This is a genomic window from Candidatus Phycosocius bacilliformis (assembly GCF_003112735.1).
GTDB classification, from domain to species: Bacteria; Pseudomonadota; Alphaproteobacteria; order Caulobacterales; family Aquidulcibacteraceae; genus Aquidulcibacter; species Aquidulcibacter bacilliformis.
In genome coordinates, this window is record NZ_BFBR01000007.1 from 1 (window position 1) to 26,506 (window position 26,506).

The 26,506-nt window shown below is 57.6% G+C and carries 24 protein-coding genes; 16 read left to right on the forward strand and 8 right to left on the reverse strand.

Annotated features, from left to right (window positions below; translation table 11 throughout):
- The first annotated feature begins 245 nt into the window (after positions 1-245).
- Positions 246-1,277: a cupin-like domain-containing protein gene (locus PbB2_RS11260; protein WP_108985430.1), complete on the forward strand. Its 1,032-nt coding sequence runs from the start codon at positions 246-248 to the stop codon at positions 1,275-1,277.
- 190 nt (positions 1,278-1,467) lie between these two features.
- Positions 1,468-2,694, forward strand: a complete 1,227-nt coding sequence (gene hfaD, locus PbB2_RS11265) for a holdfast anchor protein HfaD (RefSeq protein ID WP_133245792.1) — start codon at positions 1,468-1,470, stop codon at positions 2,692-2,694.
- An 84-nt stretch (positions 2,695-2,778) separates the two neighbouring features.
- Here hfaD and PbB2_RS11270 read toward each other — a convergent pair whose 3' ends face one another.
- From PbB2_RS11270 to PbB2_RS11285, 4 genes are all read right to left on the reverse strand, one after another.
- Positions 2,779-3,729, reverse strand: coding sequence for an Hsp33 family molecular chaperone HslO (locus PbB2_RS11270; protein WP_238164981.1), 951 nt, complete (start codon positions 3,727-3,729; stop codon positions 2,779-2,781).
- On the reverse strand, positions 3,726-4,658 hold the full coding sequence (argF, locus tag PbB2_RS11275) for an ornithine carbamoyltransferase (protein ID WP_305790468.1): 933 nt from the start codon (positions 4,656-4,658) through the stop codon (positions 3,726-3,728). Before argF ends, PbB2_RS11270 begins: the two co-directional genes overlap by 4 nt.
- A 26-nt stretch (positions 4,659-4,684) precedes the next feature.
- The gene (locus PbB2_RS11280) at positions 4,685-5,878 is read right to left on the reverse strand and encodes an aspartate aminotransferase family protein (RefSeq protein WP_108985433.1); all 1,194 of its coding nucleotides are present in this window, start codon (positions 5,876-5,878) and stop codon (positions 4,685-4,687) included.
- Positions 5,879-5,988: 110 nt separating this feature from the next.
- Entirely contained in the window at positions 5,989-6,795 is an 807-nt protein-coding gene (locus PbB2_RS11285; RefSeq protein WP_108985617.1) for an ABC transporter permease, read from the reverse strand.
- Between the two features lie 104 nt (positions 6,796-6,899).
- On the opposite strand from PbB2_RS11285, the gene folP reads away from it, so the two are divergent.
- The 5 genes from folP to PbB2_RS11310 are packed head-to-tail and all read left to right on the forward strand — an operon-like array spanning position 6,900 to position 10,213.
- Complete coding sequence (gene folP / locus PbB2_RS11290; protein WP_238164982.1) at positions 6,900-7,739, forward strand: dihydropteroate synthase; 840 nt, start codon at positions 6,900-6,902, stop codon at positions 7,737-7,739.
- Position 7,740: 1 nt separating this feature from the next.
- Positions 7,741-8,550, forward strand: a complete 810-nt coding sequence (gene thiD / locus PbB2_RS11295) for a bifunctional hydroxymethylpyrimidine kinase/phosphomethylpyrimidine kinase (protein WP_108985434.1) — start codon at positions 7,741-7,743, stop codon at positions 8,548-8,550.
- Entirely contained in the window at positions 8,547-9,122 is a 576-nt protein-coding gene (locus PbB2_RS11300; RefSeq protein WP_238164983.1) for a nucleotidyltransferase family protein, read from the forward strand. The genes thiD and PbB2_RS11300 overlap by 4 nt, the downstream gene beginning before the upstream one ends.
- A 1-nt stretch (position 9,123) precedes the next feature.
- The gene (locus tag PbB2_RS11305; protein ID WP_108985436.1) at positions 9,124-9,942 is read left to right on the forward strand and encodes a PhzF family phenazine biosynthesis protein; all 819 of its coding nucleotides are present in this window, start codon (positions 9,124-9,126) and stop codon (positions 9,940-9,942) included.
- 58 nt (positions 9,943-10,000) lie between these two features.
- Positions 10,001-10,213, forward strand: coding sequence for a DUF3126 family protein (locus PbB2_RS11310; RefSeq protein WP_108985437.1), 213 nt, complete (start codon positions 10,001-10,003; stop codon positions 10,211-10,213).
- Between the two features lie 68 nt (positions 10,214-10,281).
- On the opposite strand, the gene PbB2_RS11315 is transcribed toward PbB2_RS11310, so the two are convergent.
- Positions 10,282-11,076: a PhoH family protein gene (locus PbB2_RS11315; RefSeq protein WP_108985619.1), complete on the reverse strand. Its 795-nt coding sequence runs from the start codon at positions 11,074-11,076 to the stop codon at positions 10,282-10,284.
- A 282-nt stretch (positions 11,077-11,358) separates the two neighbouring features.
- On the opposite strand from PbB2_RS11315, the gene PbB2_RS11320 reads away from it, so the two are divergent.
- Positions 11,359-11,904, forward strand: a complete 546-nt coding sequence (locus tag PbB2_RS11320) for a gamma carbonic anhydrase family protein (protein WP_108985438.1) — start codon at positions 11,359-11,361, stop codon at positions 11,902-11,904.
- 12 nt (positions 11,905-11,916) lie between these two features.
- On the opposite strand, the gene secA is transcribed toward PbB2_RS11320, so the two are convergent.
- Entirely contained in the window at positions 11,917-14,688 is a 2,772-nt protein-coding gene (gene secA, locus PbB2_RS11325; RefSeq protein ID WP_108985439.1) for a preprotein translocase subunit SecA, read from the reverse strand.
- 240 nt (positions 14,689-14,928) lie between these two features.
- On the opposite strand from secA, the gene PbB2_RS11335 reads away from it, so the two are divergent.
- The 5 genes from PbB2_RS11335 (at position 14,929) to PbB2_RS16470 (ending at position 19,281) form a co-directional block, all read left to right on the forward strand.
- A complete protein-coding gene (locus PbB2_RS11335) occupies positions 14,929-15,708 on the forward strand; it encodes an enoyl-CoA hydratase-related protein (RefSeq protein WP_108985441.1) in 780 nt (259 codons plus the stop codon).
- Between the two features lie 113 nt (positions 15,709-15,821).
- Positions 15,822-17,468 (forward strand): choline dehydrogenase, encoded by a 1,647-nt coding sequence (locus tag PbB2_RS11340; protein ID WP_108985442.1) that lies wholly within the window; start codon positions 15,822-15,824, stop codon positions 17,466-17,468.
- 257 nt (positions 17,469-17,725) lie between these two features.
- Positions 17,726-18,217 (forward strand): MarR family winged helix-turn-helix transcriptional regulator, encoded by a 492-nt coding sequence (locus tag PbB2_RS11345; RefSeq protein ID WP_133245793.1) that lies wholly within the window; start codon positions 17,726-17,728, stop codon positions 18,215-18,217.
- On the forward strand, positions 18,210-18,809 hold the full coding sequence (locus PbB2_RS11350) for an SAM-dependent methyltransferase (protein ID WP_108985444.1): 600 nt from the start codon (positions 18,210-18,212) through the stop codon (positions 18,807-18,809). The genes PbB2_RS11345 and PbB2_RS11350 overlap by 8 nt, the downstream gene beginning before the upstream one ends.
- A gap of 100 nt (positions 18,810-18,909) precedes the next feature.
- Positions 18,910-19,281, forward strand: a complete 372-nt coding sequence (locus PbB2_RS16470; RefSeq protein WP_420887466.1) for a DUF2147 domain-containing protein — start codon at positions 18,910-18,912, stop codon at positions 19,279-19,281.
- Positions 19,282-19,815: 534 nt separating this feature from the next.
- Here PbB2_RS16470 and PbB2_RS11360 read toward each other — a convergent pair.
- Complete coding sequence (locus PbB2_RS11360) at positions 19,816-21,165, reverse strand: metal-dependent hydrolase family protein (protein ID WP_108985446.1); 1,350 nt, start codon at positions 21,163-21,165, stop codon at positions 19,816-19,818.
- Between the two features lie 229 nt (positions 21,166-21,394).
- On the opposite strand from PbB2_RS11360, the gene PbB2_RS11365 reads away from it, so the two are divergent.
- The 3 genes from PbB2_RS11365 to PbB2_RS11375 all read left to right on the forward strand — a co-directional run bounded on the left by PbB2_RS11365 (position 21,395) and on the right by PbB2_RS11375 (position 25,562).
- On the forward strand, positions 21,395-23,290 hold the full coding sequence (locus tag PbB2_RS11365; protein WP_238164984.1) for an alpha/beta hydrolase family protein: 1,896 nt from the start codon (positions 21,395-21,397) through the stop codon (positions 23,288-23,290).
- 85 nt (positions 23,291-23,375) lie between these two features.
- A complete protein-coding gene (locus PbB2_RS11370) occupies positions 23,376-23,786 on the forward strand; it encodes an MAPEG family protein (protein ID WP_238164985.1) in 411 nt (136 codons plus the stop codon).
- A 357-nt stretch (positions 23,787-24,143) separates the two neighbouring features.
- Positions 24,144-25,562: a DEAD/DEAH box helicase gene (locus tag PbB2_RS11375; RefSeq protein ID WP_108985449.1), complete on the forward strand. Its 1,419-nt coding sequence runs from the start codon at positions 24,144-24,146 to the stop codon at positions 25,560-25,562.
- A gap of 94 nt (positions 25,563-25,656) precedes the next feature.
- On the opposite strand, the gene PbB2_RS11380 is transcribed toward PbB2_RS11375, so the two are convergent.
- Positions 25,657-26,499, reverse strand: a complete 843-nt coding sequence (locus PbB2_RS11380; protein WP_192576307.1) for an SDR family NAD(P)-dependent oxidoreductase — start codon at positions 26,497-26,499, stop codon at positions 25,657-25,659.
- Between the last annotated feature and the right edge of the window lie 7 nt (positions 26,500-26,506).

Consider the following 26,506-nt stretch of genomic DNA (forward strand, 5'->3'; position numbering starts at 1 on the left):
ACGCTCCGATGCCACCGCCGCTGGGGCCGCACCCCGCGCCAATCCCAACGCTTGGTCCACAAACCAAGACCGCAACATCGCCTCCGCCCTGCGCGGAACACGTCAATAAACCTGTCGCGCTTCACGGGCAGGTCTGGGCCAAGTTGATCCCTTCAAAAGCGCGGGCATTGACACGGCTGACGCCTTGCCGCCAATAGCTGCCCGGGGGTTCATCTCCCAGAAAGGGCTGTGAGGGAAAGGGCAGGATGTCAGTGGATTGGTCAGCTTGCGCCGACGTGCCCAGCTTTGAGCGCGTCACACCGGCAGTGTTCCGCGAGGTGATCCAACCAACACAAAAGCCTGCGGTTTTGCGGGGCCTCGTCGCCGACTGGCCGATTGTCGATGCGGCCAAACGCTCGGATGACGCTGTCTGCGACTATGTCCGTGGCTTTGCCAATGAGGCCCCGGCCAATTGCTTCTTTGCGCCACCGGAGGTCAAGGGTCGCTATAGCTATGGCCCCGATTTGCGCCAGTTCAATTTCGACATCCGATCCGCGACAATTGAGACCTTGTTATCGATCCTCTTACGGCTGAAGGAGGTTGACGACCCGCCCAGCATGTATGCGGGCGCCTTGCCCTTTGCACATTATTTTCCAGATCTGGTGGCCCGCTGCCCGATGCCGCTATTGCCGGCCGAATCCCAAGTCAAAATCTCATTGTGGATCGGCAATCAGACCCGGACCGCCGCCCATTGGGACCTGCCCCAAAATCTGGCGGCTGTGGTGGCCGGCCGCCGTCGCTTCACCTTGTTTCCGATTGAACAAGTCAAAAACCTTTATATCGGACCACTCGATCATACATTGGCCGGTCAGCCGATTTCCCTCGTCGACTTTCAAAACCCGGATCTGGTAAATTTCCCCCGCTTCCAAGAGGCTGTCAAAGCCGCCCAAGTGGTCGAGCTTGAGCCCGGCGATGTGCTTTATCTGCCAAGCCTATGGATACATCATGTGGAATCCCTCACCCCGGTTGGCATGTTGGTCAATTTCTGGTGGCGCGCAGGACCTGAGCATCTGGTAACCCCCAGTCTCACCCTGCAACATGCCCTTCTGACCTTGCGCGATCTTCCCCCAAGCGAAAAGCAGGCTTGGAAGACCCTGTTTGACCATTATATCTTCCAAAGCGCGGAAGACCCCATGGCTCATATCCCGCCTGAAGCGCGCGGCGTCTTCGGCCAGTCAACCCCGGAGGTCCGCGCGCAAATCAAGGCTCGGCTTCGCCAAGCCCTCGATATGGATTGAGCAAAGCCAGCCTCAATCCCCGCTCTGCCAGCAGCCCAACCTGCCCGCTGGCGCATTTCCGGCCACTATTCGTCCCTCACGCGAAAACCCTCTGGCGGCATGTCTTGCTTGGCATGTAATCCGCACTGCTGCCCCCACGACCGGCCAAGTGTGCCGGAAAGAGACAGATCTCGAGATCGTGGAGCACGACATGGCACAACTGAAGACCCTTCTTGCCACCGCTGCCGCTCTGGCCTTGGTGCCAGCGCTCGCCAGCGCGCAACAAGCCCCCTATGAAGTGCTCAATGGTCAGGTCCATATTGGTGATGCCATTTCCGGCTTGCGGGTTGAGTTCCAGTCCAGCCATGGCTCGACAACCAACAATCTCTCTGTCGGCAATACGATGTCTGCCCGTGCGGTCGAGCAGAGTATGAATGTCGATAACAGCCAGATCCTCAAAGGCCGCGTGGCGGCAACCAATGTGGTGACCGGTGGGGAGGCCCGCGGGGTGACCCAAAGTGCAGCCGTCGCCCATGGCAATGCGGCGCAGGTTGAAGGCTGCTGCGGAACGACAGATTTAACCTCCGAGCAAATTGTCCATGATGGTTCAACCATTCAGGCAGGCTCGGCCATTACCGTTGGCTCTGCGGACTATCTTGTCTCAGGCGCGCAAGCCACCGCCAACGCCTTTGGTGGCTATACCAACCACGGCTATAGCGACAATGCTGTCACCCAAGTCAGCGGCGCGAATGTGACTGCCTATTCCCAAGTGGAGGCCTGCTGCAACAATGGTGCGACGACGTCCAATGCGATCGCAGCTGCCAATTCAGCACGCTGGTCTGGCGAATCGGCCACCATTTTTGCCAACGTGACCCAAGCCAATCGCGGTGCCGTCGCGGCAAGCTCTGAAGTGCGTGAAAAGAGTGCCACCAATGTCTCAAGCGGGGCATCAGCGGGTGGCAATCTGGCTGAAATCCAAAACAAATGGGGCTATGCACAATTAAGCGGCGAGCAGGATAATGCCGGTGCGATCAGCTCAAGCTCTGAAGTCACGCTCGACATATTCAATGGCTTTGCCATGTCGGGTGCCAATTCGGTCGGCAATTCAGCACTTCTGTCGAACTTGGGCTCGGATGTGTCGTTGTTCATGGACCAAAATAATCGCGGCGACATTACCGCCTCGGCCAGCTTATCAGCCAGTTCTGCAACCGGGGGCGTTGGCCAAGTCAATGCATCTGCAGTTGGCAATGCCATGACCGCCTATAGCTGCGCCTCTTGCGGCAACGAAAGCGTCTTGGTTGAAGGCCGTTCCACCCAATATAACAGCGGCAATGTGACCGCCAATGTCAGCTTCCAAGGCGGCAATATGGGCATGATTTCAGCCAGCGGTTCAGCCATAGGCAATAGCGCAACCTTTGTGGCCCAGCGCAGCCAGTAAGTCGAAATCTGATCTCTCGAGAACACAAAGGGCGGTCCATCGGGCCGCCCTTTTGATTATGTCAATCACGAAGCCTGGGCCTGCTCACAGCAATTCTTCGGGGCGAACGTCGAAGCTCTTGTTGCAATATTCGCAGCGCACCCGGATCAGGCCATCAGCCTCGACCATTTCAGCGGCAGCTTCGCGCCCAAATTGGCGCAATAGGGCGAGGATCCGCTCACTCGAGCAGGTGCAAGCCGTCTCGATTGGCTTGGCCTCAAACAAGCGCACACCATCTTCATGATAGAGGCGGAACAAGACCTCACCTGCCGACAAATCTGCATTGACCAATTCGCGGTCTTCGAGTGTCTCAAACAGGATGGCGGCATTTTCCCATGCCAGAGCCGTATCTCCGCGCGCGCTATCGCCAGCCACCTGCTGGATCAAGGCACCGCCCGCCCGCCACAAATGACGCCCGCCAGGTCCATCCTTGCGGCTGCACGCCACCCGAATGCGGGTTGGAATTTGTTCGGACTGGGCAAAATAAAGGCTGGCAGCTTCCGCCAAAGTATCGCCTTCTAAGGCGACAGTGCCCTGATAGCGGTCCATGTCATCGCCTTGATCGACCGTCATCACGAAGAGACCCTGCCCAATCAGGTCAGGCAGGCCGGGTGCAGGATTGTCCGACAGCAATTTGGCCAGAGCCACATGGTCGATATTGGCATAGCCGCGAAGCGCGCCCGCAGTGCGATACTCCGCCACCATGAAGCGGACGGCCCCCTCAAGCCCCTCCTCGCCTTGGACCTGAATGATCAGCTTGCCGTCAAACTTCAGGGATGCACCCACCAAGGCCGCCAGCGTCAGCAGTTCGCCCAGCAATCGGGCAACACAATCAGGATAGGCGTGGCGCTGAAGAATCTCGTCCACCGTCGCCGGTCCCAACCGGACAATACGGCCACGCACGGGCTCACCATCAATCTGGAAAGCCGCAACAATGTCATCGGCCGCCGCCATCGGGTCGGCATCGGGATCGGCAGGATTGGCGTCAAAACTCATGCATGTGTTCCTTGGCCGAGGCACCAGGTCAATACCGCCTTTTGTGCATGGATTCGGTTTTCGGCTTCGTCAAAAATACGGCTTTGCGGGCCATCCATCACCGCATCGGTGACTTCTTCGCCACGATGGGCGGGCAGACAATGCAGGAAGATCGCCCCAGAGTTGGCCTTGGCCATCAAGTCCTCATTGACCTGATAGGGACCTAATGCTTGCATACGCTCACCGACATTGGTGTCACCCATCGAGACCCAGGTATCGGTCACCACACAATCGGCACCAGCCACGGCCTGGGCGGGATCATCATAAAGATGCACAACAGCCCCAGCAGCCCGCCCCTTGTCGACAACGGCAGGATTGGGCTGGAAACCCGCCGGGCAGGCAGCCGCCACTTCAAACCCCAATTTGCCGGCTGCATGGATGAAGCTTGTCAGCACATTATTGCCATCGCCCGACCAAGCAATCCGGGCCCCTTTCAGCATGATGCCCGCTTCCTCCAGCGTCATGAGATCCGCCAAAATCTGGCAAGGATGGGAAAAGTCGGTCAACGCATTGATGACAGGCACGCTGGCATAATGGGCCAACTCCACCAGGCTTTGATGGGAATGAGCGCGCAGCGCAATGACATCAACCATACGCGACAGCACACGGGCCGTATCGGCAATCGACTCACCGCGCCCGAGCTGGCTCGTGGCCGCATCCATGGTCAAAGTCGCCCCACCCAATTGCCGCATGGCCGCATCAAACGACACCCGCGTCCGGGTCGAATTTTTCTCAAAGATTGCTGCCAGCACATGGCCTGAGAGCGGGGCGTCGCGGTCGACCCGGCCTTTCGGCCAGCCCTGTCGGGCCGCCTTGCGGGCGTGGGCTTCATCCAGAATCGCCCGCACATCCTCGGGTGCGAGGTCATCAATATCCAGAAAATGGCGCATCAGATTTTCCAGTCAGGCAGGTAGGGTCAGGCCGCTGCCTTCATCTCATCCCGGGCCGCCGCAAGGGCTGCATCCAGAATTGTGATGGCTTCAGAAACATGCTCGGGTGTGATGATCAGGGGCGGCGCCAGACGCAGCACATTCTGCCCCGCCGTGCCCACCAGCATGCCGCGCTCAAAGCACAATTGGCGCACTTTGAGGGGGTCCATGGTCAGCTTGAGACCACAGAGCAGGCCTTTACCCCGCACATCCTGCACAAGCTCTGGATAGCGGTCCTTCAGCCCTGCGAGTGCTTGATGCAGGTGGTTGGCAACATCGCGGACATGCTCAAGGAATTCAGGCTTGCTGATTTCATCAAAAGTCGCATGACCGACGGCCATCGCCAGCGGATTGCCGCCAAAAGTCGACCCGTGCACGCCACGCACCATGCCGCTGGCCGCTTCGGCGGTCGCCAAACAGGCCCCCATGGGGAAGCCGCCGCCCATGCCTTTGGCAACTGCCATGACATCAGGGGTGATGCCCGCCCACTCATGGGCAAACAATTTACCCGTCCGCCCCGCACCGGACTGAACCTCGTCAAAAATGAGCAGAATGCCCTCTTTGTCGCACAGTTCCCGCAGGCCTTTCAGGCATTCTGTGGGCACGGCGCGAACCCCACCTTCGCCCTGAACAGGCTCGATGATAATGCCTGCAGTGGTGGGGCCAATCGCCGCCTTCAGCGCATCATGATCGCCAAATGGCAATTGGCGATAACCTGGCAGAGGCGGGCCAAATCCGTTGAGGTAATTCGGATTGGCAGCCGCATTGATCGCCCCATAAGAGCGGCCATGGAAAGCACCCTCAAAGCCCAGAATATCAATGCGCTCTGGATTGCCTTTGGATGAATGATATTTGCGGGTCAGCTTCAAGCAGGCTTCGATCGCCTCTGTGCCCGAATTGGCAAAAAAGACCACATCGGCAAAGGAAGCTTCTGTGTATTTCTGAGCGAGTGAGCGTTGCAGCTCCGTCTGATACATGTTGGACATGTGCCAGATTTTGTTGGCCTGTTCGGTCAGGGCAGCCACCAGCTTGGGGTGACAATGTCCCAAAGAATTGGTGGCAATACCGGCGATGAAATCCAGATAACGCTTGCCGTCTGCAGAGAAGACCTCCACGCCTCGCCCTTGCACGAAGTCCGCTGGTGCAGGTGAATAGACAGGCATCAAAGGGGCGGCGCTCATGGATTACTCTCCAAACTTTGGTTAGGTCCGGGTCGGCTGAATCGAAAAAGGGCCTAGCTGCCGCCAGGTCCCTCGTTCGCTGCTACGTCGGACGTCTGCCTTTTACAGCTTTATGCGCGCATGCGCCACCCCGTCTTGAACACACGCCAGCACAGAAACACCAAAGCAAGGCTGATGAGGCCGGAGGACACAGCACTGATCATGACGTCGGCATCGGCATGGCCGGTAAAGCCATAGCGAAAGCCATCAATCAAATGAAATACCGGGTTCCACATCGACAATGTGTGGAAGGGTTCGGGAAGGACTTTGATTGAATAAAACGTGCCAGACAAAAAGGTCAGAGGCGTGATCAGGAAGCTGGTCACAAAGGCCAGATTGTCAAATTTATCGGCCCAAATGCCCCCGAGTACGCCAAATGCCCCGAACATGATCGCCCCGGTCAGGCCGAAATACAGGGTCCAGCCCCAGTGCTTTGGGACAACATTGGCGAAAACCACAATGGACAGGGCCATCGCCAAGGCCACCAAAAGCCCGCGTGTGGTCGCCCCGGCGATAAAGCCGGCGGTTAATTCCCCGGCCGATAAAGGTGGCATCAAGAAATCCACCGTTGTGCCTTGGACCTTGGCCACAATGAGCGAGGAAGAGGAATTGGCAAAGGCATTCTGGATGATCGACAGCATGATCAGGCCCGGTGCCAAAAAGTCAGCAAAAGGAATGCCGCTCATCATGCGCTTGTCGGCCCCAAACGCCATCACAAACACCACCATCAACAACCAAGTCGACACCACCGGTCCAAAAATCGTCTGGACGGCGACTTTCCAAAACCGGCGCACTTCGCGCAGATACAGGGTTTTGAGGCCAAGCCAGTTCAGGCCGCCATATGTGCGGGGAGCGGGAGGAATTGCTGCGTGAGTCATGAGCCCAGTGTGCCGCGCCGGGCCAGCGATGAAAAGGCCTGTCTTGCCCCCTTTCGCACACGCCACCCTGTGCAGCGGTCTCAAAATTGACTAGGGAGCGGGCCATGAATCGGTTTCTGCAAGCTCTCAATAACCGGGCGGGGCCGCTCATCATGGGCGTGATCAACACCACGCCTGACAGTTTCTCCGACGGTGGTCAGTTCATCGACCCCGCGGCTGCGATTGCCCATGCCCATGCCTTGGTCGCAGCCGGGGCAGACCTCCTCGACCTTGGCGGGGAGAGCACGCGTCCGGGAGCTGAACCCGTCGGAGCCGATGAAGAAATCGACCGCGTTTTGCCTGTGCTTCAGGCTTTGGCCAAGGACTGCCCGATCCCCATTTCGATTGACACCCGCAAGCCAGAGGTGGCGCGCGCCGCCATTGCCGCAGGTGCCTCATGCTGGAATGATGTCTCGGCATTAGGTTTTTCGCCAGACAGCCTAACGGTTGCCGCGGCCCTTGATGTCCCAGTGGTGCTGATGCACGCCCAGGGCGAGCCCAAGACCATGCAAGTCCAGCCCAGCTACCGCGATGTCACCAGCGAGGTTTTGAACTTCCTCGTCAGTCGCCTCAGTCAAGCGGTTCAAGCGGGGATCAAGCTTGAGCATATCATTCTCGATCCCGGTATCGGCTTCGGCAAAACCCTTTCCCATAATCTGACCCTGATGCGCGATCTGCCGCGACTGGTCGCTTTGGGTCGGCCCGTTCTGGTCGGCACATCGCGCAAGCGCTTCATTGAGGCCCTTGACCCCGGTGCAGCGCCTGACAACCGCTTGGGTGGATCGCTGGCAGCCGCTCTGTTCGCCGCCCGCCAAGGTGCGGCGGTCTTGCGCGTGCATGATGTGGCTGAAACCCGCCAAGCCTTGCGGGTACAGGCTGCCCTTTTCGAAGAAAGGCTCGATTAGCATGACACCTCCAACCCCCAAGGGCCGCGTCTTGATTGTGGCGGGCAGTGACAGTGGTGGTGGGGCCGGTATTCAGGCCGATATCAAGGCCGTCACGGCACTGGGTGGCTTTGCCATGACGGCGGTCACCGCCATCACGGTGCAGAACACGTTGGGTGTGTTCAATGTCCATCCCATCCCTTTGGCGGTGATCAGCGAGCAAATCTCGTGTGTAACGAGCGATCTGGGCGTGGATGCGGTCAAGACCGGCATGTTGGGCAGTATTGAGACCGTCGAAACAGTCGCCGAAGCGCTGGAAACCCATACCAAAGGCATTGTGCGGGTGGTGGATCCAGTGATGGTGGCAAAGGGTGGTCACCCGCTTCTGGAAGAGCGCGCCGTGGCTGCCGTGAAAAGCCTGATGATCCCGCTGGCGGGCCTTCTGACCCCCAATGCGCCCGAGGCCGAACGTCTGACCGATCTGGACGTGGATGGCATTAATGGCCAGCGCCGGGCTGGTGAGCGTCTGTTGCGACTGGGGGCTGAGGCTGTCCTCGTCAAAGGCGGGCATATTCCAGGCCCCCGCTTTACCGATGTTTTGGCAACCCAAGCCGGTGAGGTTTTCTTCGAGGCCGAGCGGATTGAGACTGCCTCCACCCACGGCACCGGCTGTACATTGGCCAGCGCCATTGCTGCCTATCTGGCCCAAGGTGTCGGCCTGGAAGAAGCTGTCGAGCGGGCGCGGGCTTATTTGTTGGAGGCGATCCGCCGCGCACCGGGATTTGGCAAAGGCCATGGGCCGCTCAACCACGCATGGACAGTCAGCAAATGACCCAAGCGCTGGAAACCCGTCTGATCCACATGGTGCAAGCCAGTCCGCGTGTGATGCAGGTGTTGGATCTGGTGCGCGGCGCAAACCTGCCCGATTGGCGACTGGTGGCAGGGTCGGTCTATGGCACAGTGTGGAACAGCCTCACCGGGCGCGCACCTGATTATGGCATCAAGGATTATGACATTTGCTATTTCGATCCCGACATCTCCTGGGATGCCGAAGATCGCATCATCAAGGCGGTTGATGCCCTGCTGCCGGAGGATTTGAAGCCTTTGGTCGAGGTGCGCAATCAGGCCCGCGTCCATGTGTGGTTCGAAAAACGCTTTGGGAGCCCCTATGCGCCTTTGTCCTGCACCGATGAATCGCTTGAACGCTATCTGTGCTTTTCAGATGCGGTGGCTGTGCGCCTGGAAGCCGATGACAGCATCAGCCTTGCCGCCCCGTTCGGTTTGCAAGATTTGTTCGACATGGTTCTGCGCCCCAATCCCAATCGCGGTGCGACCCACAATACCAAAGCCAAAGTGGCGGGCATTCAGGCCCGCTGGCCGGAAGTTCAATTTAAGGAAGCCTAAGATGAAACAATATTTGATTGATGCCTTTGCCGAGCGCCCATTTACCGGCAATCCGGCCTGTGTGGTGGAGCCCTTTGATGTCTGGCCCGAGGCAGGCTGGATGCAGACGCTCGCGATGGAAAACAACCAGGCCGAGACAGCCTATCTTCTGAAAACTGCCGACCCTGCCCGCTTTGGCTTGCGCTGGTTCACACCCGCACTTGAAATCCCGCTCTGCGGCCATGCCACTTTGGCCTCGGCGCATGTGCTCATGACTGAATTGGGCGTGACGGCAGAAATTCTGACTTTCGACACGCTGAGTGGGCCACTGCGCGTGCGTCGGGATGAGGCTGGCCTTTATGAGCTTGATTTCCCGGCCCGCCCGGCCCGACCTATCCCCACACCAGAAGGTCTGGAGGCCGCTCTTGGTGCCCCAATCCGAGAGACGTGGGCGGCGAGTTATGGTGTGGCCATCGTCGAAAATGAGGCGATCCTGCGCAGCCTGAAGCCTGATTTGGCCGCCATCAATCGAATCTGCACCCAGGACATGGCCCAAGAGCGCGGTAATTTAATCGTGGCTACTCTGGCCGATAAAGAGGCACCTTATCAGGTGGTCAGCCGCTTTTTTGCCCCCGGTTCAGGCATTCCAGAAGACCCCGTCACCGGCTCCGCCCATTGCATTCTCGCCCCACTCTTCACCGAGAAACTGGGACAAAACCCGCTCACCTTCTTTCAGGCTTATCCCGGTCGGGGTGGGGGCATGATTTGCGAGGTTAAGGGCGACCGTGTGCTGATGCGCGGGCGGGCCGTGACTGTATTGGAAGGCGAGTTGCGGGTTTAACCCCCTTCCCAGTCAGCGCACATGCCCCTAAACCCGACCTATTGATTGGAGACACACAATGGCAAATCCGGAATGGAAGCGTGTTGAGGCCCATATGAACCGGGTTTTCCGTTCACGCGACATCCTTTTAAAGCCACGCGCTGGCGTGAAGGATTCCATGGAAGTATATATGGGCCCTGAATTCCTCGGCACCGTCTATATTGACGAGGATGAGGGCGAGACGTCCTATATTTTCGAAATGGCCATTCTGGACATCGATCTGGAAGGCTGAACCAGCCGACGGATTGTCGGGGATGCCATGGCGCAGACTTGAGGAGCAAGCCTGCGCCAAGAATGCGATTAAAGCACGCTGAGCATGCTGGCCACCAGCGGGTGGCGCACGATGTCTTTCTCGGCCAAGCGTACCACGGCGACATCATCCAATCGATCAAGCGCGTCGGCGATTTGGCCAAGGCCGGACAATTCTGGCAACAGATCGGTTTGTGCTGGGTCACCGGTCACCACCATGGTGGAATGCCAGCCCAGACGGGTGAGCAGCATCTTCAGCTGGCCATAGGTGCAGTTTTGCGCCTCATCAATCACCACAAAGGCATTGTTTAATGTCCGCCCACGCATGAAGCCGATGGGCGCAATTTCGATCTGGCCTTCCATCATCATCGTCTTGAGCCGTTTGGGGCTGAGCCGGTCCGACAATGCATCCATCAGGGGACGCAGATAAGGGGCAAGCTTTTCTTCCATATGGCCCGGCAGGAAGCCGATGGATTCACCGGCCTCAACCGCAGGGCGCGAGAGAATAATCCGCGATACCCGGCCGGCTTCAAGTGCCTCCACCGCCTTTGAAATCGCCAGATAGGTCTTGCCTGTCCCCGCCGGACCGATCGCCACCACCAATGGATTGGCATCAATTGCATCAAGCAGTTGTTCTTGGCCTGCTGTGCGCGGCTTGACCTTCTTTAGAAAGCTCTGATCGCGCTCAATCCCATCATCTTGGGCCGTAGGGTGCCAGCCAAACAAAGCCCGTACATTAGAATCTTCCTGACCATGATGACCGTGTTTACCCTGACCAAAACCATGTGGATGACGGCTTTGATCGGCTTGATCACGGGTACGACGGGCTGCTGGGCGTTTCGCCATGGACATGCTCCTTCAGGTCGGAAGTCGAAAAATGAAAAAGCCGCAGACCTAAGGGCTGCGGCACAAAACAACTGGCAGGACTGATACAGGCTGCTCGGAGAACCAACCCGAAGGTCGGCAGGGTCCGGTTCAGGCATGGCCGCGTGTGCGATCACATCACCCCCTTTCGCGCGCCTGACACAAAGCCATCTTCGGACCTGCCGCGAATCTCTGTTGCGAGTTCATCCTAGCAGAGTAAATGAGTTGTTAATGACGAAAACTCTTTTTGGAGGACATTTTTCCATGGGCTTCATCCCAGGTGCCTATTCTTTAGGCGATGCGACCCCGACATTGCCGGCCCAAGGTGATTATTGGATTGCGCCCAATGCCACCGTCATCGGAAATTGCGTCCTGCACAAGAATGCAAGTGTTTGGTTTAATGCGGTTTTGCGGGGGGATAATGATCCCATCACCATCGGCGAAAACACCAATATTCAAGACGGGGCGATCCTGCACACCGATCTGGGTGTCCCCCTCACCATTGGTGCCAATGTGACCGTTGGCCATCTGGCCATGCTGCATGGATGCACAATTGGCGATAATTCTTTGATCGGAATTGGTGCAGTGGTGCTGAATCGGGCCGTGATCGGCAAGAATTGTATCATCGGGGCCAAGGCGCTGATCCCCGAAGGCAAGGTGATTCCCGACAATTCACTGGTGATGGGTGCACCGGGCAAAGTGGTACGCGAGGTGTTGCCCGATCAGGTCCAGTTTCTGATCGGCTCTGCCCTGCATTATGTCGAGAACTGGAAGCGGTTCGCCGCTGGCCTCAAGCCGGTCTCAGCCTGAGGCCATGACGTCTTAGACTGCGCCGTGGCAGGCCTTAAACCGCTTGCCGGAGCCACAGGGGCACGGTGCATTGCGCGGGGTATCAAGCCAAGCCCGCGGCATGTCGCCCAAAGGTGAAGGGACAAGGTCGTCGGCCACATCACCCATTTCATCCAAGCCCGTTGCCGGAGCTGGATGGCTGGTGACCCAATCAGGATTGCTGCCAAACCCATCGCCAATTCCCGATCCAAAGCCCGCATCAATCGTGGCCATGCTGGGATCAAAGCTTGCAGGAAACTGCTGGGAGTCGGGCGCGATCAGCTGGATGTTCATCAAAACGCGGGTGACATCGGTCCGCAGGTCCGAGCGCATCTTTTCAAACATCGAGAAGGCGTCAGTTTTGTATTCGATCAGCGGATCGCGCTGGCCATAGCCGCGCAAATGGATAACCGAGCGCAAATGATCGACTTGGACCAGATGCTCGCGCCACTTGAGGTCGATGGTCTGCAACAGGACCTGCTTTTCGATGTAACGAGATTGGTCCTCACCCATCAGAGTCACTTTTTCAGCCCAAGCCTTGTCGGATGCCTCCAGAATGGCTTGGCGAATGTCATTGTCATCCACGCCTTCGCGGGCCGCCATCTCGCGGGCCGGGATTTCCAGACCCAGGGTCTCACGCACATCGTTTTCAAGCCCCTCTGTGTCCCATTGTTCGGGCAGAAGACGGGCCGGCATATAATACTCACACAATGTGTCGATCACTTCATGGCGCATATCGCGCACTGTGTCCTCGACATTGTCGGTGCGCATGAATTCCTTGCGCTCTTCAAAGATCTGCTTGCGCTGATCATTGATCACGTCGTCATATTTCAAAAGGTTCTTGCGGATCTCGAAATTGCGCGCTTCCACCCGCTTCTGACTAATCTCCATGACCTTATTCATCATGCGATCTTCCAGAGGCTCATCCTCATCGGCGGAGGCCACTTTGAACACACCTGCTAACCGGTCTCCGCCGAAGATGCGCAGCAGATCATCATCGCAAGAGATATAAAAGCGGCTCTTGCCGGGGTCGCCTTGCCGACCGGTCCGGCCACGCAATTGGTTGTCAATCCGGCGGCTTTCATGCCGTTCGGTTCCCAACACATAAAGGCCCCCCAATTCCAGTGCCTTGGCCTTTTTAACGGCAATATCTGCTTCGATTTCGCCCTTGAGCGTCTGAAGTTCCTCTGAGGTCATCGCCCGACCCCAAGCCGCCTCACGCGCCCGCTTTTCCTTATCGAGGCGCATTTCCACATTGCCACCCAATTGGATGTCGGTCCCCCGACCAGCCATATTGGTTGCAATCGTCACAGCACCGGGCACACCAGCTTCGGCAACGATCTCGGCTTCCTCGGCATGTTTGTGGGCGTTTAGAACCGAATGGGGAATGTTTTCGGCCTTGAGCAAATCTGAAATCAGCTCTGACTTTTCGATCGATGCCGTGCCGACCAGAATGGGCTGGCCACGATCATAGCAATCACGAATATCGCGCAGGATCGCCCGATGCTTGCCGGCTTGGTTCTGGAACACAAGATCATTCTCGTCGATCCGCGCCACTGGCCGATTGGTTGGGATTTCCACCACCCGCAGGCCATAAATATCTTCAAATTCTGCCGCTTCGGTTTGGGCTGTCCCCGTCATCCCGCCCAGCTTTTCATAAAGGCGGAAATAGTTTTGGAAAGTGATTGACGCCAAGGTCTGGTTTTCCGGTTGGACGGGAACTTGTTCTTTGGCTTCGATTGCCTGATGCAGGCCTTCCGACAGCCGCCGCCCGGTCATCATCCGGCCGGTAAATTCGTCAATCAGAACAACCTCATTGTCCTTGACGATATAATCCTTGTCGCGGGTGTAGAGCACATGGGCCCGCAGGGCCTGATTGGCATGGTGCACAACTGTGGTGTTGACCGCTTCATAGAGCCCGCCTTCCAGCAATCCACGCTCGCGCAGAAGCTCTTCAATGCGCTCAGAACCCTTTTCGGTATAGACCGCTGAACGCTGCTTTTCATCATGCTCGTAATCGTCCTTGTCGAGCAGATAAATGAGCTCATCCATCGACCGATAAAAATCAGAACGGTCATCGGTCGGCCCGGAAATGATCAGCGGGGTGCGCGCTTCATCGATCAGAATCGAATCGACTTCATCGACGATGGCAAAGTGGTGATCGCGCTGGACCATTTCGTCGAGCGAATATTTCAGATTATCGCGGAGATAATCAAAGCCAAACTCATTATTGGTGCCGTAGGTGATGTCCTTGGCATAATTGATCCGGCGGGTCGCATCATCGAGATTTGGCACGATGACGCCGGTTTCCATGCCGAGGAAAGCGTAAATGCGGCCCATCCATTCAGCATCGCGCTTGGCCAAATAATCATTGACCGTGACCACATGCACACCACGCCCGGTCAAAGCATTGAGATAAACCGGGGCCGTTGCCACCAGGGTCTTACCTTCCCCGGTGCGCATTTCTGAGATCGCCCCAGAATTCAACACCATGCCGCCGACCAGCTGCACATCATAATGGCGTTGGCCAATCGCCCGCGAGGCAGCCTCGCGGACAACGGCAAAGGCCTCATCAAGAATATCATCCAGCGTGGCACCAGAAGCCAGACGAGCCTTGAACTCGTCCGTCTTGGCGCGCAGGGCGTCATCACTCAAGGCCTTGATTCCGGCTTCAAGCGGATTGATCCGCTGCTCCACGCGCTGGATGAGGGTTTTCACGCGGCGCTCGTTCGAGGTGCCAAACAGCTTCTTGACGATCTTCAACATGGACTTCCGGCCTGACCTGTTGCCGGAAATTCCGGCTCTTCTGGGGCCTTGTCCGCCGGTTCATCCAGACGGGCAAGGGGCGCTACACTGGCACCACAGCAAAACATTTGGCCCGTGAGGTAAGAACGCGGCGAAAACATGTCAACGCGCGTCCATGTACTGCAAGCCAAATTGCTGCTTTGTGGTGTCCCTTGCCTCAGTTTTCCTGCTAGATCATGAAAAAACATCCGGGAGAGCGCCATGAGCTATGAATTTTGCAGCACTGCCATCGACGGCAAAGTCCTGACTGTCACCATTAACCGCCCCGAGGCCATGAATGCCTTGCATCCCCCGGCCAATGCCGAATTGGCTCAGGTGTTTGACGACTTCGCCGCCAATCCCGATCTGTGGGTTGCCATCATCACCGGGGCGGGTGAGCGGGCTTTCAGTGCCGGCAATGACCTGAAATATCAGGCCTCAGGTGGGAAGATGTATATTCCCGATTCGGGCTTTGCTGGGCTGACCAGTCGATTTGATCTGGCCAAGCCCGTAATTGCCGCGGTGAACGGCATTGCCATGGGCGGTGGGTTCGAGATTGCCTTGGCTTGTGACCTGATTATCGCCGCTGATAGCGCGGTCTTTGCCTTGCCTGAGCCAAAGGTCGGTCTGGCAGCTTTAGCCGGGGGATTGCATCGCTTGCCCCGTCAAATTGGTCTCAAACAAGCCATGGGCATGATTCTAACCGGGCGGCGGGTCAGTGCCGAAGAAGGCAAAACACTGGGCTTTGTCAATGAAGTCACAACCCCGGCTGATCTGTTGACCCGTGCGCGGGCTTGGGCCGACATGATTGCCGAATGCGCGCCCAGCTCGATCCGGGCGTCGAAGGAGGCGGTCTATCGCGGGCTGGACGAGCCATCCCTGGCTGCCGCCTATCGCGGGCAGAATAATTATCCCGAAATTCGGGCCATGTTCTCCTCACCCAATCTGATCGAGGGGCCGATGGCCTTTGCCCAAAAGCGCAGCCCCAATTGGGTTGGGTGAGCCCTGTGCGGACCGGGGACTGAATCCACGTGCCCGAGTCCACTTGCCCAGTCTGCCTCTTCGGGTCAAACATGGCGGCAGAACAAGAAAATCCAAGGACGGGGAGTTCCTGAATGGCCACAGCGGCAGCTGAAGACCGGTTTGACTATATCATCATTGGGGCAGGCAGTGCAGGTTGTGTTCTGGCCAACCGTTTGAGCGAAGACCTCAATGTGCGGGTGCTGGTGCTTGAAGCCGGCGGGCGCGACAATTCGCTTCTGGTGCGCATGCCCGCCGGTGTCGGCACACTGATCAAAGGCAAGAATGCGCATAATTGGGCCTTTACCACCGAACCCCAAGGCCAGCTTAACAACCGTCCGCTCTATTGGCCACGTGGCAAGGGCTGGGGTGGATCCAGCGCGATCAATGGCATGATCTATATTCGCGGCCATGCCCGTGACTATGATCAATGGGCCCAGATGGGCTTGAAGGGCTGGAGTTTTTCAGAAGTTCTGCCCTATTTCAAACGCTCTGAATCGCTTGAGACAGGCGGGGATGCCTTTCACGGGGCCAGCGGCCCTTTGCATGTGTCTTGGGGCAAATCATCCAATCCGCTCTATCACGCCCTAATCGAGTCAGCGGTGCAGGCCGGGCACAAGAAGTCAGCCGATTTCAATGGTCATGATCAAGAGGGTTTCGGCTCCTACCAATTGACCATCAAGGATGGTGAGCGGTGGTCAGCATCCTTTGCCTATCTCAAGCCCGCATTGGCGCGGCCCAATCTGGCTGTGCGCAGCCACGCCCATACCACCCGATTGCTGTTTGAAGACAAGGTCTGTGTCGGGGTCGAATATGCCCATGATGAGAAATCACCCCGCTCTCGTGTTTATGCCAATAAAGAAGTGCTGGTGTGCGCTGGTGCGGTTCAATCGCCCCAGATTTTGATGGTTTCCGGCATCGGCCCGGCTCAGACTTTAAGCCAGGCCGGGGTCGAGGTGTTGGTCGACAGCCCTGATGTTGGCCAGAATTTGCAAGACCATCTTGACGTGCTCTTGTTGCAGAATTGTACCCAGCCCATCACCGCCTTCTCCCTCAACCGTGGGCTGAAGCAATATATAACGGCATTGACCTATTTGTTCCGCAAGGAAGGTCTTGGCCGGGAAAACTTCCTCGAATCCGGCGGTTTTGCCAAATCGCGCGAAGGCCTCGACCGGCCTGATTTGCAATTCCACTTCGTCAATGCCTTGGTCCAAGACCATGGCAATGTGGCGGCCACCCAAGATGGTTTCTCGCTGCATGTGTGTCAGCTGCGACCTGAAAGCCGCGGCCAGATCAGCATTAAGAGCGCCAATCCGTTTGCGGCCCCGCTGATTGATCCCAATTATTTGTCGGCCGAGGAAGATCGTCGTGCCTTGCGCGAAGGCCTCAAGATTGGCCGGAACGTCTTGGCACAGCCCGCCTTAGCCCCCTATCGGGGCGAAGAATTCAAACCCGGTGCCCATGTCCAATCCGATGAGGAGATCGACGCCTATATACGCGCGACGGCTGAAACCATTTATCACCCAATCGGGACCTGCCGCATGGGCACTGACAAGGCGTCTGTGGTCGATAAGGATTGCAAAGTGCGCGGCGTGAAGAATCTGCGGGTGGTGGATGCCTCGGTGATGCCCACTCTGATTGGCGGCAACACCAATGCGCCGACCATGATGATTGCGGAAAAAATCTCAGACCACATTCGCGGCAAGAAATTCCTGCCCGCCGAAGAGGTCGCCGTCGCTTAAAGCAGAAACTGTCTCTCACTTTTGCCCCTCACCCGATTGGGGAGGGGCGGTGGGTAAATGCTGCACCGCCAGTCACGGCGGCTTCTTGTGCACTCAATCGAGAATATATCCATTCACTTTCAGAGCATTACAACACTGCCAGCCCCAAGCGGATGGCAGCATATGAGTCATGATTGAAATCATTGATGACAACCTAGTTGACAAAATCAGCCCCGCATCTTAATTGACAATAAAGTTGTCAATTAGGAGAATGGTGAGTGATAGCCGAACATATGCGCGCCGTGCTTGAGATCTTACCCACCGCCTTCCATCGGCTTTCCGCCGCGGGTGACCGCCTCCACGCCGCCGCGGGGCTGTCATCGGGTATGCGTGGGATATTAATGTCCATCCACTATCGCGGACCACTGACAGTACCACGACTGGCGGCCATGCGGCCCGTTTCACGTCAATTCATCCAAAAACTCGTTGACGATATGATCACCAGTGGGTGGCTAGAAGCCTTACCCAATCCGTCACACAAGCGCTCTGCCCTCATTGGCCTGACCGCAAAAGGACGAGCAGCGGTCAACCAGATCCACCAGATTGAAGAACCGCACATTGACGTATTGAGCCAAGGCTTAACGGCCGACGAGTTATTGAGTGCAGCCAATGTGTTGCGGACGATCGCAGCGCGCTTGAACTCTGACCAACAAGAAGGCTTCGCTGAAACTCAGCTAAAGGCGGTGGGTAGAGGCGCTGCCCATGTCTGAGCTAATCTTTTCGCAACAGGCGCGCAAGCCAGCGGGTTTTCTCGGCCGATTGATGGGGGATATTATGGCCGCCACCAACCGGCCACGCAACAGATGGCTGTTAGATCAGCTCGACCTTCAAGCGGGCCAGACTGGCTTTGAATTTGGCTTTGGCAACGGTGAGACCTTGGCCGAATTTCTGAGCCGGGATACCAACAATCGAGCACTCGGGCTCGATTGGTCACCAGCAATGGTTATATCGGCCCAGTATCACAATAAATCGGCCCTGGCAGAAGGCAGACTTGAGCTGCGTTGTGGGAATATCGCCGATCCGGCTTGTGTCATTGACGGCCGGTTTGATCGCATTTGGTGCTCCAATGTCATCCAAATCATTGATAATCGGCCTGCCCTATTCCGTCGACTTCATGGCCATGTCGCAGAGAAAGGCTTGTTTGCCATTTGCTTTCAACCCAGAGGCCCGCGAGCCCCTGTACCGCGTCTTTTTGCAGAAACCTGTCGGCGGGAACTAGAGAACGCAGGATTCAACCGCGTGGATGTGCGTTGGATGGAGGAAGCGCGCCCAGAGGCTTTCTGTCTGCTCGCGCATCCGTGATCCTATTGTATCGCTTCTACCGAAAACAATGTTCTCATTTTGATCCGTAGCCCTATTTGGGAGTTTTATGATGTCAGTTCTTTTGATCGTCGCAATCGGCATGTCGTCCACTGCTGGCCCAATATCAGGCCGCTGGCACACGCCGGAGAATAAAGCCATCGTCGAGATCGCCCCCTGCGGGGCACAATTATGCGGAACTATTGTGAGCGCGGTTCCGCTCCCTAGGACGACGACACCACCGCTTGACACGCATAATCCGGACCCGGCTCTGCGGAACCGCTTAATAATAGGCATGCGCTTATTGAGCGGCTTCGTTCCGGGCCGCGGTAATTGGACGGGAGGGACGATTTATAATCCAGTCAATGGCAAGACATATAAAGCTGTCCTGACTCTTATGCCGGATGGACAGTTGAAGGTTTCCGGGTGCGTTGCCTTCCTCTGCCAAGACCAATTCTGGCGGCGGGCGAAGTAAGTGGCTGATATTATCGCATGAGCCCCGCTGCTGAATTGCCAACATATCCTACCGCGTATCAACCTAAACGGCAAAGCCGCTCGGGGATCTTATTGCGCAGATGCGCGAGGAGGTCCCCGCTCTTCGGCGGGGGTGATGCCCTCATGTCCTCCCCCGTTTACGGGGGAGGTGGCAGCGAAGCTGACGGAGGGGGCATTAGCGTGGCTGAGCTTTCACAACACCCCCTCCACCCTGCTGCGCAGGGTCCCCCTCCCCCGCACGCGGGGGAGGAGAGCAACACATCCACAACACGCTGTCATCCCGGACGGCGGTAGCCGATCCGGGATCTTGTGACACAAGGACGCGAGGAGGTCCCCGCTCTGCGCTTCGCTCCGGCGGGGATGACACCGTTAAAAAAGCTAAATTATACAGAGCACTGTCATCCCGGACGGCGGTAGCCGATCCGGGATCTTGTGCCGCTAATACACAAAAAGGTCCCCGCTCTGCGCTTCACTCCGGCGGGGAGACACCACAGCACTGGCTCGACGCCCTGCCCTATTGTTTGGCGATGCGGCCGCCGACCATGACGAACTCAACCTTGCGCAGGACCGACACATCGCTCAGCGGATCACCGGTGACGGCAATGAGGTCGGCGGCTTTACCGGGTTCCAGAGTGCCGATCTGCGATGACAAGCCCAGATGCGCAGCCCCGCCTACAGTCGCGCTGCGCAAGGCTTCTGTCGGGGTAAATCCTGCCTGCACCATCAATTCGAACTCACGCGCATTATCGCCATGGCGGGAGACGCCTGAATCCGTGCCAAACACCACACAGACACCTGCCTTGCGGGCTTTGGACGCCATATCGATCATCAAAGGCCCCACAGTCAGGGCTTTGGCGGCTTGAGCACCCGTCAAGGTACCGCCCACCTTCGCCATTTCGGTCACCGTGGTGCCTGCCAGCAATGTGGGCACCATGCAGGCGTTTTTGGCCTTATAGAGGGCAAAAGTCTCGGCATCGGCATAGCTTGAATGTTCAATACTGTCGAAGCCCGACCGCAAAGCAGCCTCGATCCCGCCTTTGCCATGGGCGTGGGCGGTGATGGTTTTGCCAAGCAGATGAGCCGTATCGGCAATGGCTTTCAACTCATCGTCGAAAAATTGCTGGCTGAGGCCGCTGGCAGTGTTGCTTAACACCCCGCCGGTTGCCGTGACTTTAATGATGTCAGCCCCGGCCTTGACCTGTTCACGCACCGCGCGGCGGCAATCATCGACCCCATTGCAGACGCTTTCAGGGCCCAGCACATGCATAATGTCTTCCCGGTAGCCGTGAATATCACCATGCCCGCCCGTTGGACTGATCGCCGCCCCAGCGGCCAGGATGCGCGGCCCCAATAAGCGACCCGCGGCAATCTGATTGCGCAGCGCAAAGATCGTGTGATGGTCACCAGCGCCCAAATCCACCACCGTGGTAAAGCCTGCCTGCAAGGTCTTCTGGGCATTGATCAGCCCATCCAGTACCAAATCGCTTTCTTCCTTGGTGACCGCATCAAGCTGACTGCGCGGTGACAATTCCGACAACAGATGCACATGGCTGTCGATCAGGCCAGGCAAGACTGTTTTGGTCTTGAGATCCACCAGTTGCGCATCGCCAACCGGCGCGACATAGCCATCCCGGATCGCCTCAATCTTGCCGTCCCGAATAATCAGGGTTTTGGCGGTTGCTGGCAGCGCACCGGGCTCCGCGATCAGCCGGCCAACATGGATGTAGGTGACAGCAGCTTCGGGTGCGCCGGCTTGTGCGCTGGTGGTTGCTTGTGCCTGCGCCGGATCGACGGCCAGAATGGCCGCGCCGGGAAGCCCCAGACCTGAAACAGCCAGAATGGTTGAAAATAACAATGCCCGCATCGTGTCCCCCACTCAACTTACGTTTGATGATCCTGCGACCGCTGCAAGAGATTGGCAAGTCAGTTCACACAATTAACAGCCGCCAATCACGACCGCAGGAGGAGGGCCTAACCTCCTGAAACATCGCTTGCCTGTTCCCAAAAGTCATTGCAGCTTGGCACTATTGGAGGTGGGCATAATGGGGCTTCATAAATATCTGGTGGCGAGCGGCCTTCTTGGAATGGTCTGGATGTCGCCCACCTTTGGGCTGGCTAAACCGCCACCCGCGGAGGCTTTTGCAGCAACCCAAAAAATCACCGATGTTGCTATTTCTGCAGATGGCAATCGGATCGCCTTTGCGTATTCAAGCGATCTTGGCGAGACCCAAGTCCGGGTGATGGACCTGAGCACGCGCAAAGCTGTGGGCGTCTCAGTCGGCGACAAAAAACTGCGGGACATCACGTTTGAAGATGGCGGCGACGTGCTGATCACAGCCAGCGACACCACCCAAGTCGATACGTTTAAGGACGAGATGTTTCGCACATTTTCATTTGATTTTGAGACTTCGACCATCCGCAATCTGTTGGCCGAAGGTGGTGTCTTGCGGGAGTATAATTATGGGGTCGGCTTGGTTTCGATTCTGCCGGACAAGCCGAACCGGGTGATGATGGTCGCTTATGATCTGAATAATGCCGACCGGGTATCGCTCAATCTCTATGAAGTGGCCACCAATGGTACCCAAACCGAAATCAAGGCCTTCGGCAACCCAAATACATATGATTGGATGGTGGATCGGGCGGGCAATCCAATTGCGCGACTGGATTATGATGCCAGCCGCAAGACGACCAAAATGTTCGTTGGCGCAGCCGACAAGCAATTTGAAGAGGTTTTAAGTCTGGATGACAATGTCACGCGGGCTATTGGGTTTAGGGGGCTGACCAGAGGCGGCAAAATTGTCTTTTCTCAGGATACAGGATCAGAACTTGGGGAAATCCATGCCATTGATCCGACCACCAAAGCCATCACCACATTCTTGCGCGTCGAGGATGTTGAACTGTCCTATGTGGTCACCGACCAATGGTCCAGCTCTGTGGTTGGGGTGGTTATGGGGGGTCTGGAACCCACAACCCAGATGATCTCTGCTGATCTCCAAGAAGCCCAAGCCATCCTCGAGAACACGTTTCCCGGCAAGATTGTGTCCATCGTGGATTTCTCGCGTGACAGAAAAAGCGTCGTGGCACGCATTGAGACGACATCAATCCCGCCTGAATATGTGCTGCTGCGTGTGGATGGGCCCAAACTCGTCAGGCTGGGTGAAGCCTATCCCCAGCTCAAAGACGTCCCGATGGGGCGGCTGCAGGCGACAAGTTTCAAAAGCCGCGACGGGGTGGACATACCTGTCTATGTCACCTTGCCGCCGGGCGATGGCGACATCAAGAATGCGCCCACCATCATCTTCCCCCATGGCGGGCCGCAATCGCGCGACTGGCCACGGTTCGACTATTGGGCTCAATTCATGGCCACACGTGGCTATGTCGTGATCCAACCCCAGTTTAGAGGCTCAACCGGCTTTGGCCGGGCCTTTTCTGATGCCGGTTTTCGCCAATGGGGCAAACGCATGCAGGATGATGTGTCCGATGCGGTGGCTTGGGCCGTCAAGGAAGGCCTCACCGATCCTGCCAAGGTCTGTATTGTCGGGGGAAGCTATGGTGGCTATGCCGCACTCGCCGGGGCCACCTTAACCCCGGACCTTTACCGCTGTGTGGTCTCCGTGGCCGGTGTTTCAGACTTGCCGCGCCTGATCGAGACAGAAAAGAACAATGCCGGCAGGTCGCGTGCGGCCAATGTCAATTATTGGACCAGCCATATCGGCGACAATCAGTCCGAACTGGCCGCAGCCTCACCGCGACGGCTGGCCACCGCGGTACGTGCACCCATTCTGTTGATCCACGGCAAGGATGATACAGTGGTGCGGTTTGAGCAAAGCGTCATGATGGCCAATGCGCTCAAAGCGGCGGGCAAGCCTCACAAGCTGGTGGAATTGAGCGGTGAAGATCATTGGCTGTCGCGGACCGAAACCCGCTTGCAAATGCTCAACGAACTTGAGGCTTTCCTGCGCACACATTTAGGGCCTGGGGTGAAATAGAATGAGTTGGGCTATCCTTATTCAGAAGTCGTGCGTAAGGTGGATCGCTTAATAGGCGTGCCCGTTTTGTTGTGGAGACCAAATGATGTTGTTGCCGATTTTGGCCTTGATTGGTTGGACCTGTGTCATGTGGGTGTGGATGTATGCCACCCGACTACCAGCTATGCAAAAACACAAGATCGACCCACAAGGTGCAGCAATTCCGGGTAGTTTGGACGTTTTGCCGCTAAAAGTGGCCCAAGTCGCCCATAATTATAACCATTTGCACGAACAACCGACCCTGTTTTACGCCCTTGCCCTGACCGCCCATGTCGGAAATTGGGCCGATGGGCTTTCAATTCAGCTCGCTTGGGTCTATGTGGGCCTTCGTGTGCTGCATTCCTTGGTGCAAGCAACCAACAATAAGGTTGCGCTGCGCTTTGGTGTGTTTGCCTTGGCTTCACTCGTTCTCATGGCTTTGTGCGTGAAGACGATCCTGGAAGCACTCGGCAGCTAAGACAGGTGTTTGCGGCTTCTGCCCGCCCGCTCTGCCCGAGTTTTCATGCACATCCCACAGTTGAGACGTGAGGGTCTGGTTCTATCCGAACCGGGCTCGACCGCTCATTCATCGCTATCCGCCGTCTGGGCGTTGCACGTGACCATGATTGATTTCGCGGGGTCACACCGGGCGAAGGTTGGCCCCTTTTGGCGTGCTGGACTGCAAGCAACAAGCAGTCGCGTGCGCCCTAGAGCGCGCTTGGTTCTGTCAGAGCCAAATCGGGCGTCTAGTACCTCGATAAACAGACCCCAGGCGCGCATGCTGTCTGATGACCAGAAGCATGACGGCCCATTGTGACGTGCGAAAGATATAAACATGACCACCTTTGCCGATTTCGGCCTCAGTGACCCCATTTTGAAAGCTCTGGCGGGGGAAGGCTATACAAGCCCGACGCCGATCCAGGTTCAGGCCATCCCGCCCGCGATGCAATCGCTTGATATTCTGGGTCTGGCCCAGACGGGCACAGGCAAGACCGCCGCCTTTGCCTTGCCTTTGCTGCACCATTTGTCCGAGCGACGCGTTCACGCCGGGGCACGCGCCTGCCGGGCACTGATCGTGACACCCACCCGTGAGCTGGCTGGCCAAATTGCCGACAGCCTGCGCACCTATGGCCGCTATCTCGGCCTTTCGGGTGCCTTGGTCTATGGCGGAGCCAATATCCGCAAGCAGATCCGCGCCATGGAACGCGGCGTGGATATTCTGATTGCCACCCCCGGTCGTTTGATCGACCTGATGAAGCAGAGGGCCATTCGCCTCGATAAGATCGAACATCTCATTCTCGATGAAGCCGACCAGATGCTGGACATGGGCTTCATCAAGCCGATCCGGCTCATTGTGGGCGAGACCCCGTCCAGCCGTCAGACCAGCCTGTTTTCGGCCACGATGCCGAAGGAAATCACCCATTTGGCTGAGGAATTGCTGACCGATCCCAAGCGCATCCAAGTGGCCCCCTTGTCCTCGGCAGCCGAGCGGGTCGACCAACGCTTAATCATCACCACCCAGACGGCCAAGCAGGAGCTCTTGGAAACCCTGTGCCAGCAGGAAGACGTTAAGCGCGCCATGATTTTTGTGCGCACCAAGCATGGCGCAGAAAAAATGACCCGCAAACTGGAGCAATTGGAACTTTCAGTGGATGCGGTCCATGGCAATAAGAGCCAAGCCGCGCGTGAACATGCGCTCGACCGGTTCCGCAAGGGCCATACACGGCTCTTGGTCTGCACCGATGTGGCAGCGCGCGGCATTGATGTGGATGGGGTGACCCATGTATTCAACGTCGATCTGCCTGATGTGCCCGAGGCCTATGTTCACCGGATTGGCCGGACTGCCCGGGCCGGGGCAGAAGGCATCTCCATTTCTTTCTGTGCCCCTCACGAGCGGGATAATCTGCGCCAGATTGAGCGGCTGATCAAACGGCCGATCGCGCGGATGGAAGCCCCGGCCAACAGCGCCTCACCGCGCCCCATTGCGCCCCCCATCGATATGGCGGCCGCCCCGTCCCCCGTGATTGAGCGCCCCCCCGCCAACCATCGCCCTGCCGCGCCAGGTGGTCGTGGGCGCCCTGCCCCACGTGGGCAAGCCCGGATTGAGCCACGCCAAGATGTCCGCCCTGCCAAGCCCGGCTTCAAAAAGCCAGGCCCGCGCAAGCCAGAACGCGCCGCTGCCAACCGTGATCAAGCCCGCCCAGCAGGCCGGGGTGGGGAAAGCAGCTTCGTGCCCCGCCGCAAGGGCAGATAAGCCTCACCCCACCTCCAACGGGGCGGTCAAACCCAAATTTCCATGACCAACCAGATGCGCAATCTTAAGAGAGGGGCCTGCCCCTCTCTTAAGGCTAGGCCTGTGGGCCTTCGCGCGCCCAAAAGCGGGCCAAGGCAGACTCCACTGCCTCTGCCCGGGCGCGGGCAACGTCGGCAATGTCGTTGCCGTGGGTGAATAGAAAGAATTCCCCCGCCTCAATGCCGCGCAAGATGCGATCTGCGGCCAGGTCAGCAGACAGGCCTGCACGGTTTTCAGCCCCCGCGGCCTCATCCAAAAGGCGCGGTCCACCAAAACGCGCATGGCGATTGCGGAAACCATTCCAAATTTCTGATGCCACCAAGCCCGGACACAGGACCGACACCGAAAGCTGGGTATCGCGATAATCGCGCGCCATGGCATCGGCCAAGCCGACTAGGGCATGTTTGGAGGCCGTATAGGGGGTAGCCTGACCACCGCGACTGGGCAAGCCCAGCCCATGTTCTGAGGCGGTGATGATCAATCGCGAGGGGTGATCTTGCTCCAGCAAGCGGGGGGCAAAAGACCGCACGCCAGCAATCGTGCCCATCAGATTGACCTCAAAAGTCCATGCGATATTGGCGATGGACGCCTTGTGTATCGCCCCGCCGGCCCCGATCCCGGCATTGAGAAAGACCAGACTGACCCGACCAAAGCGCTCGAAGGCAAAATCGGCCAGTGCTTGGTTGGACTGAGGGTCGGCGACATCGACAAAACAGCCAAGTGCGGCCCCCCCAGTCTCGCGAATCTGGGCGGCAGCGGCCTCGGCTTTGCCCCCTTCTATGTCTGCTAACACAACAGCCGCGCCCCGCGCCGCCAACGCTTTTGCCAAGCCCAAGCCAATCCCCGAAGCCCCACCCGTAATCACGGCGACATCGGCTGCCCCAATCTCACAACTCATCATCATC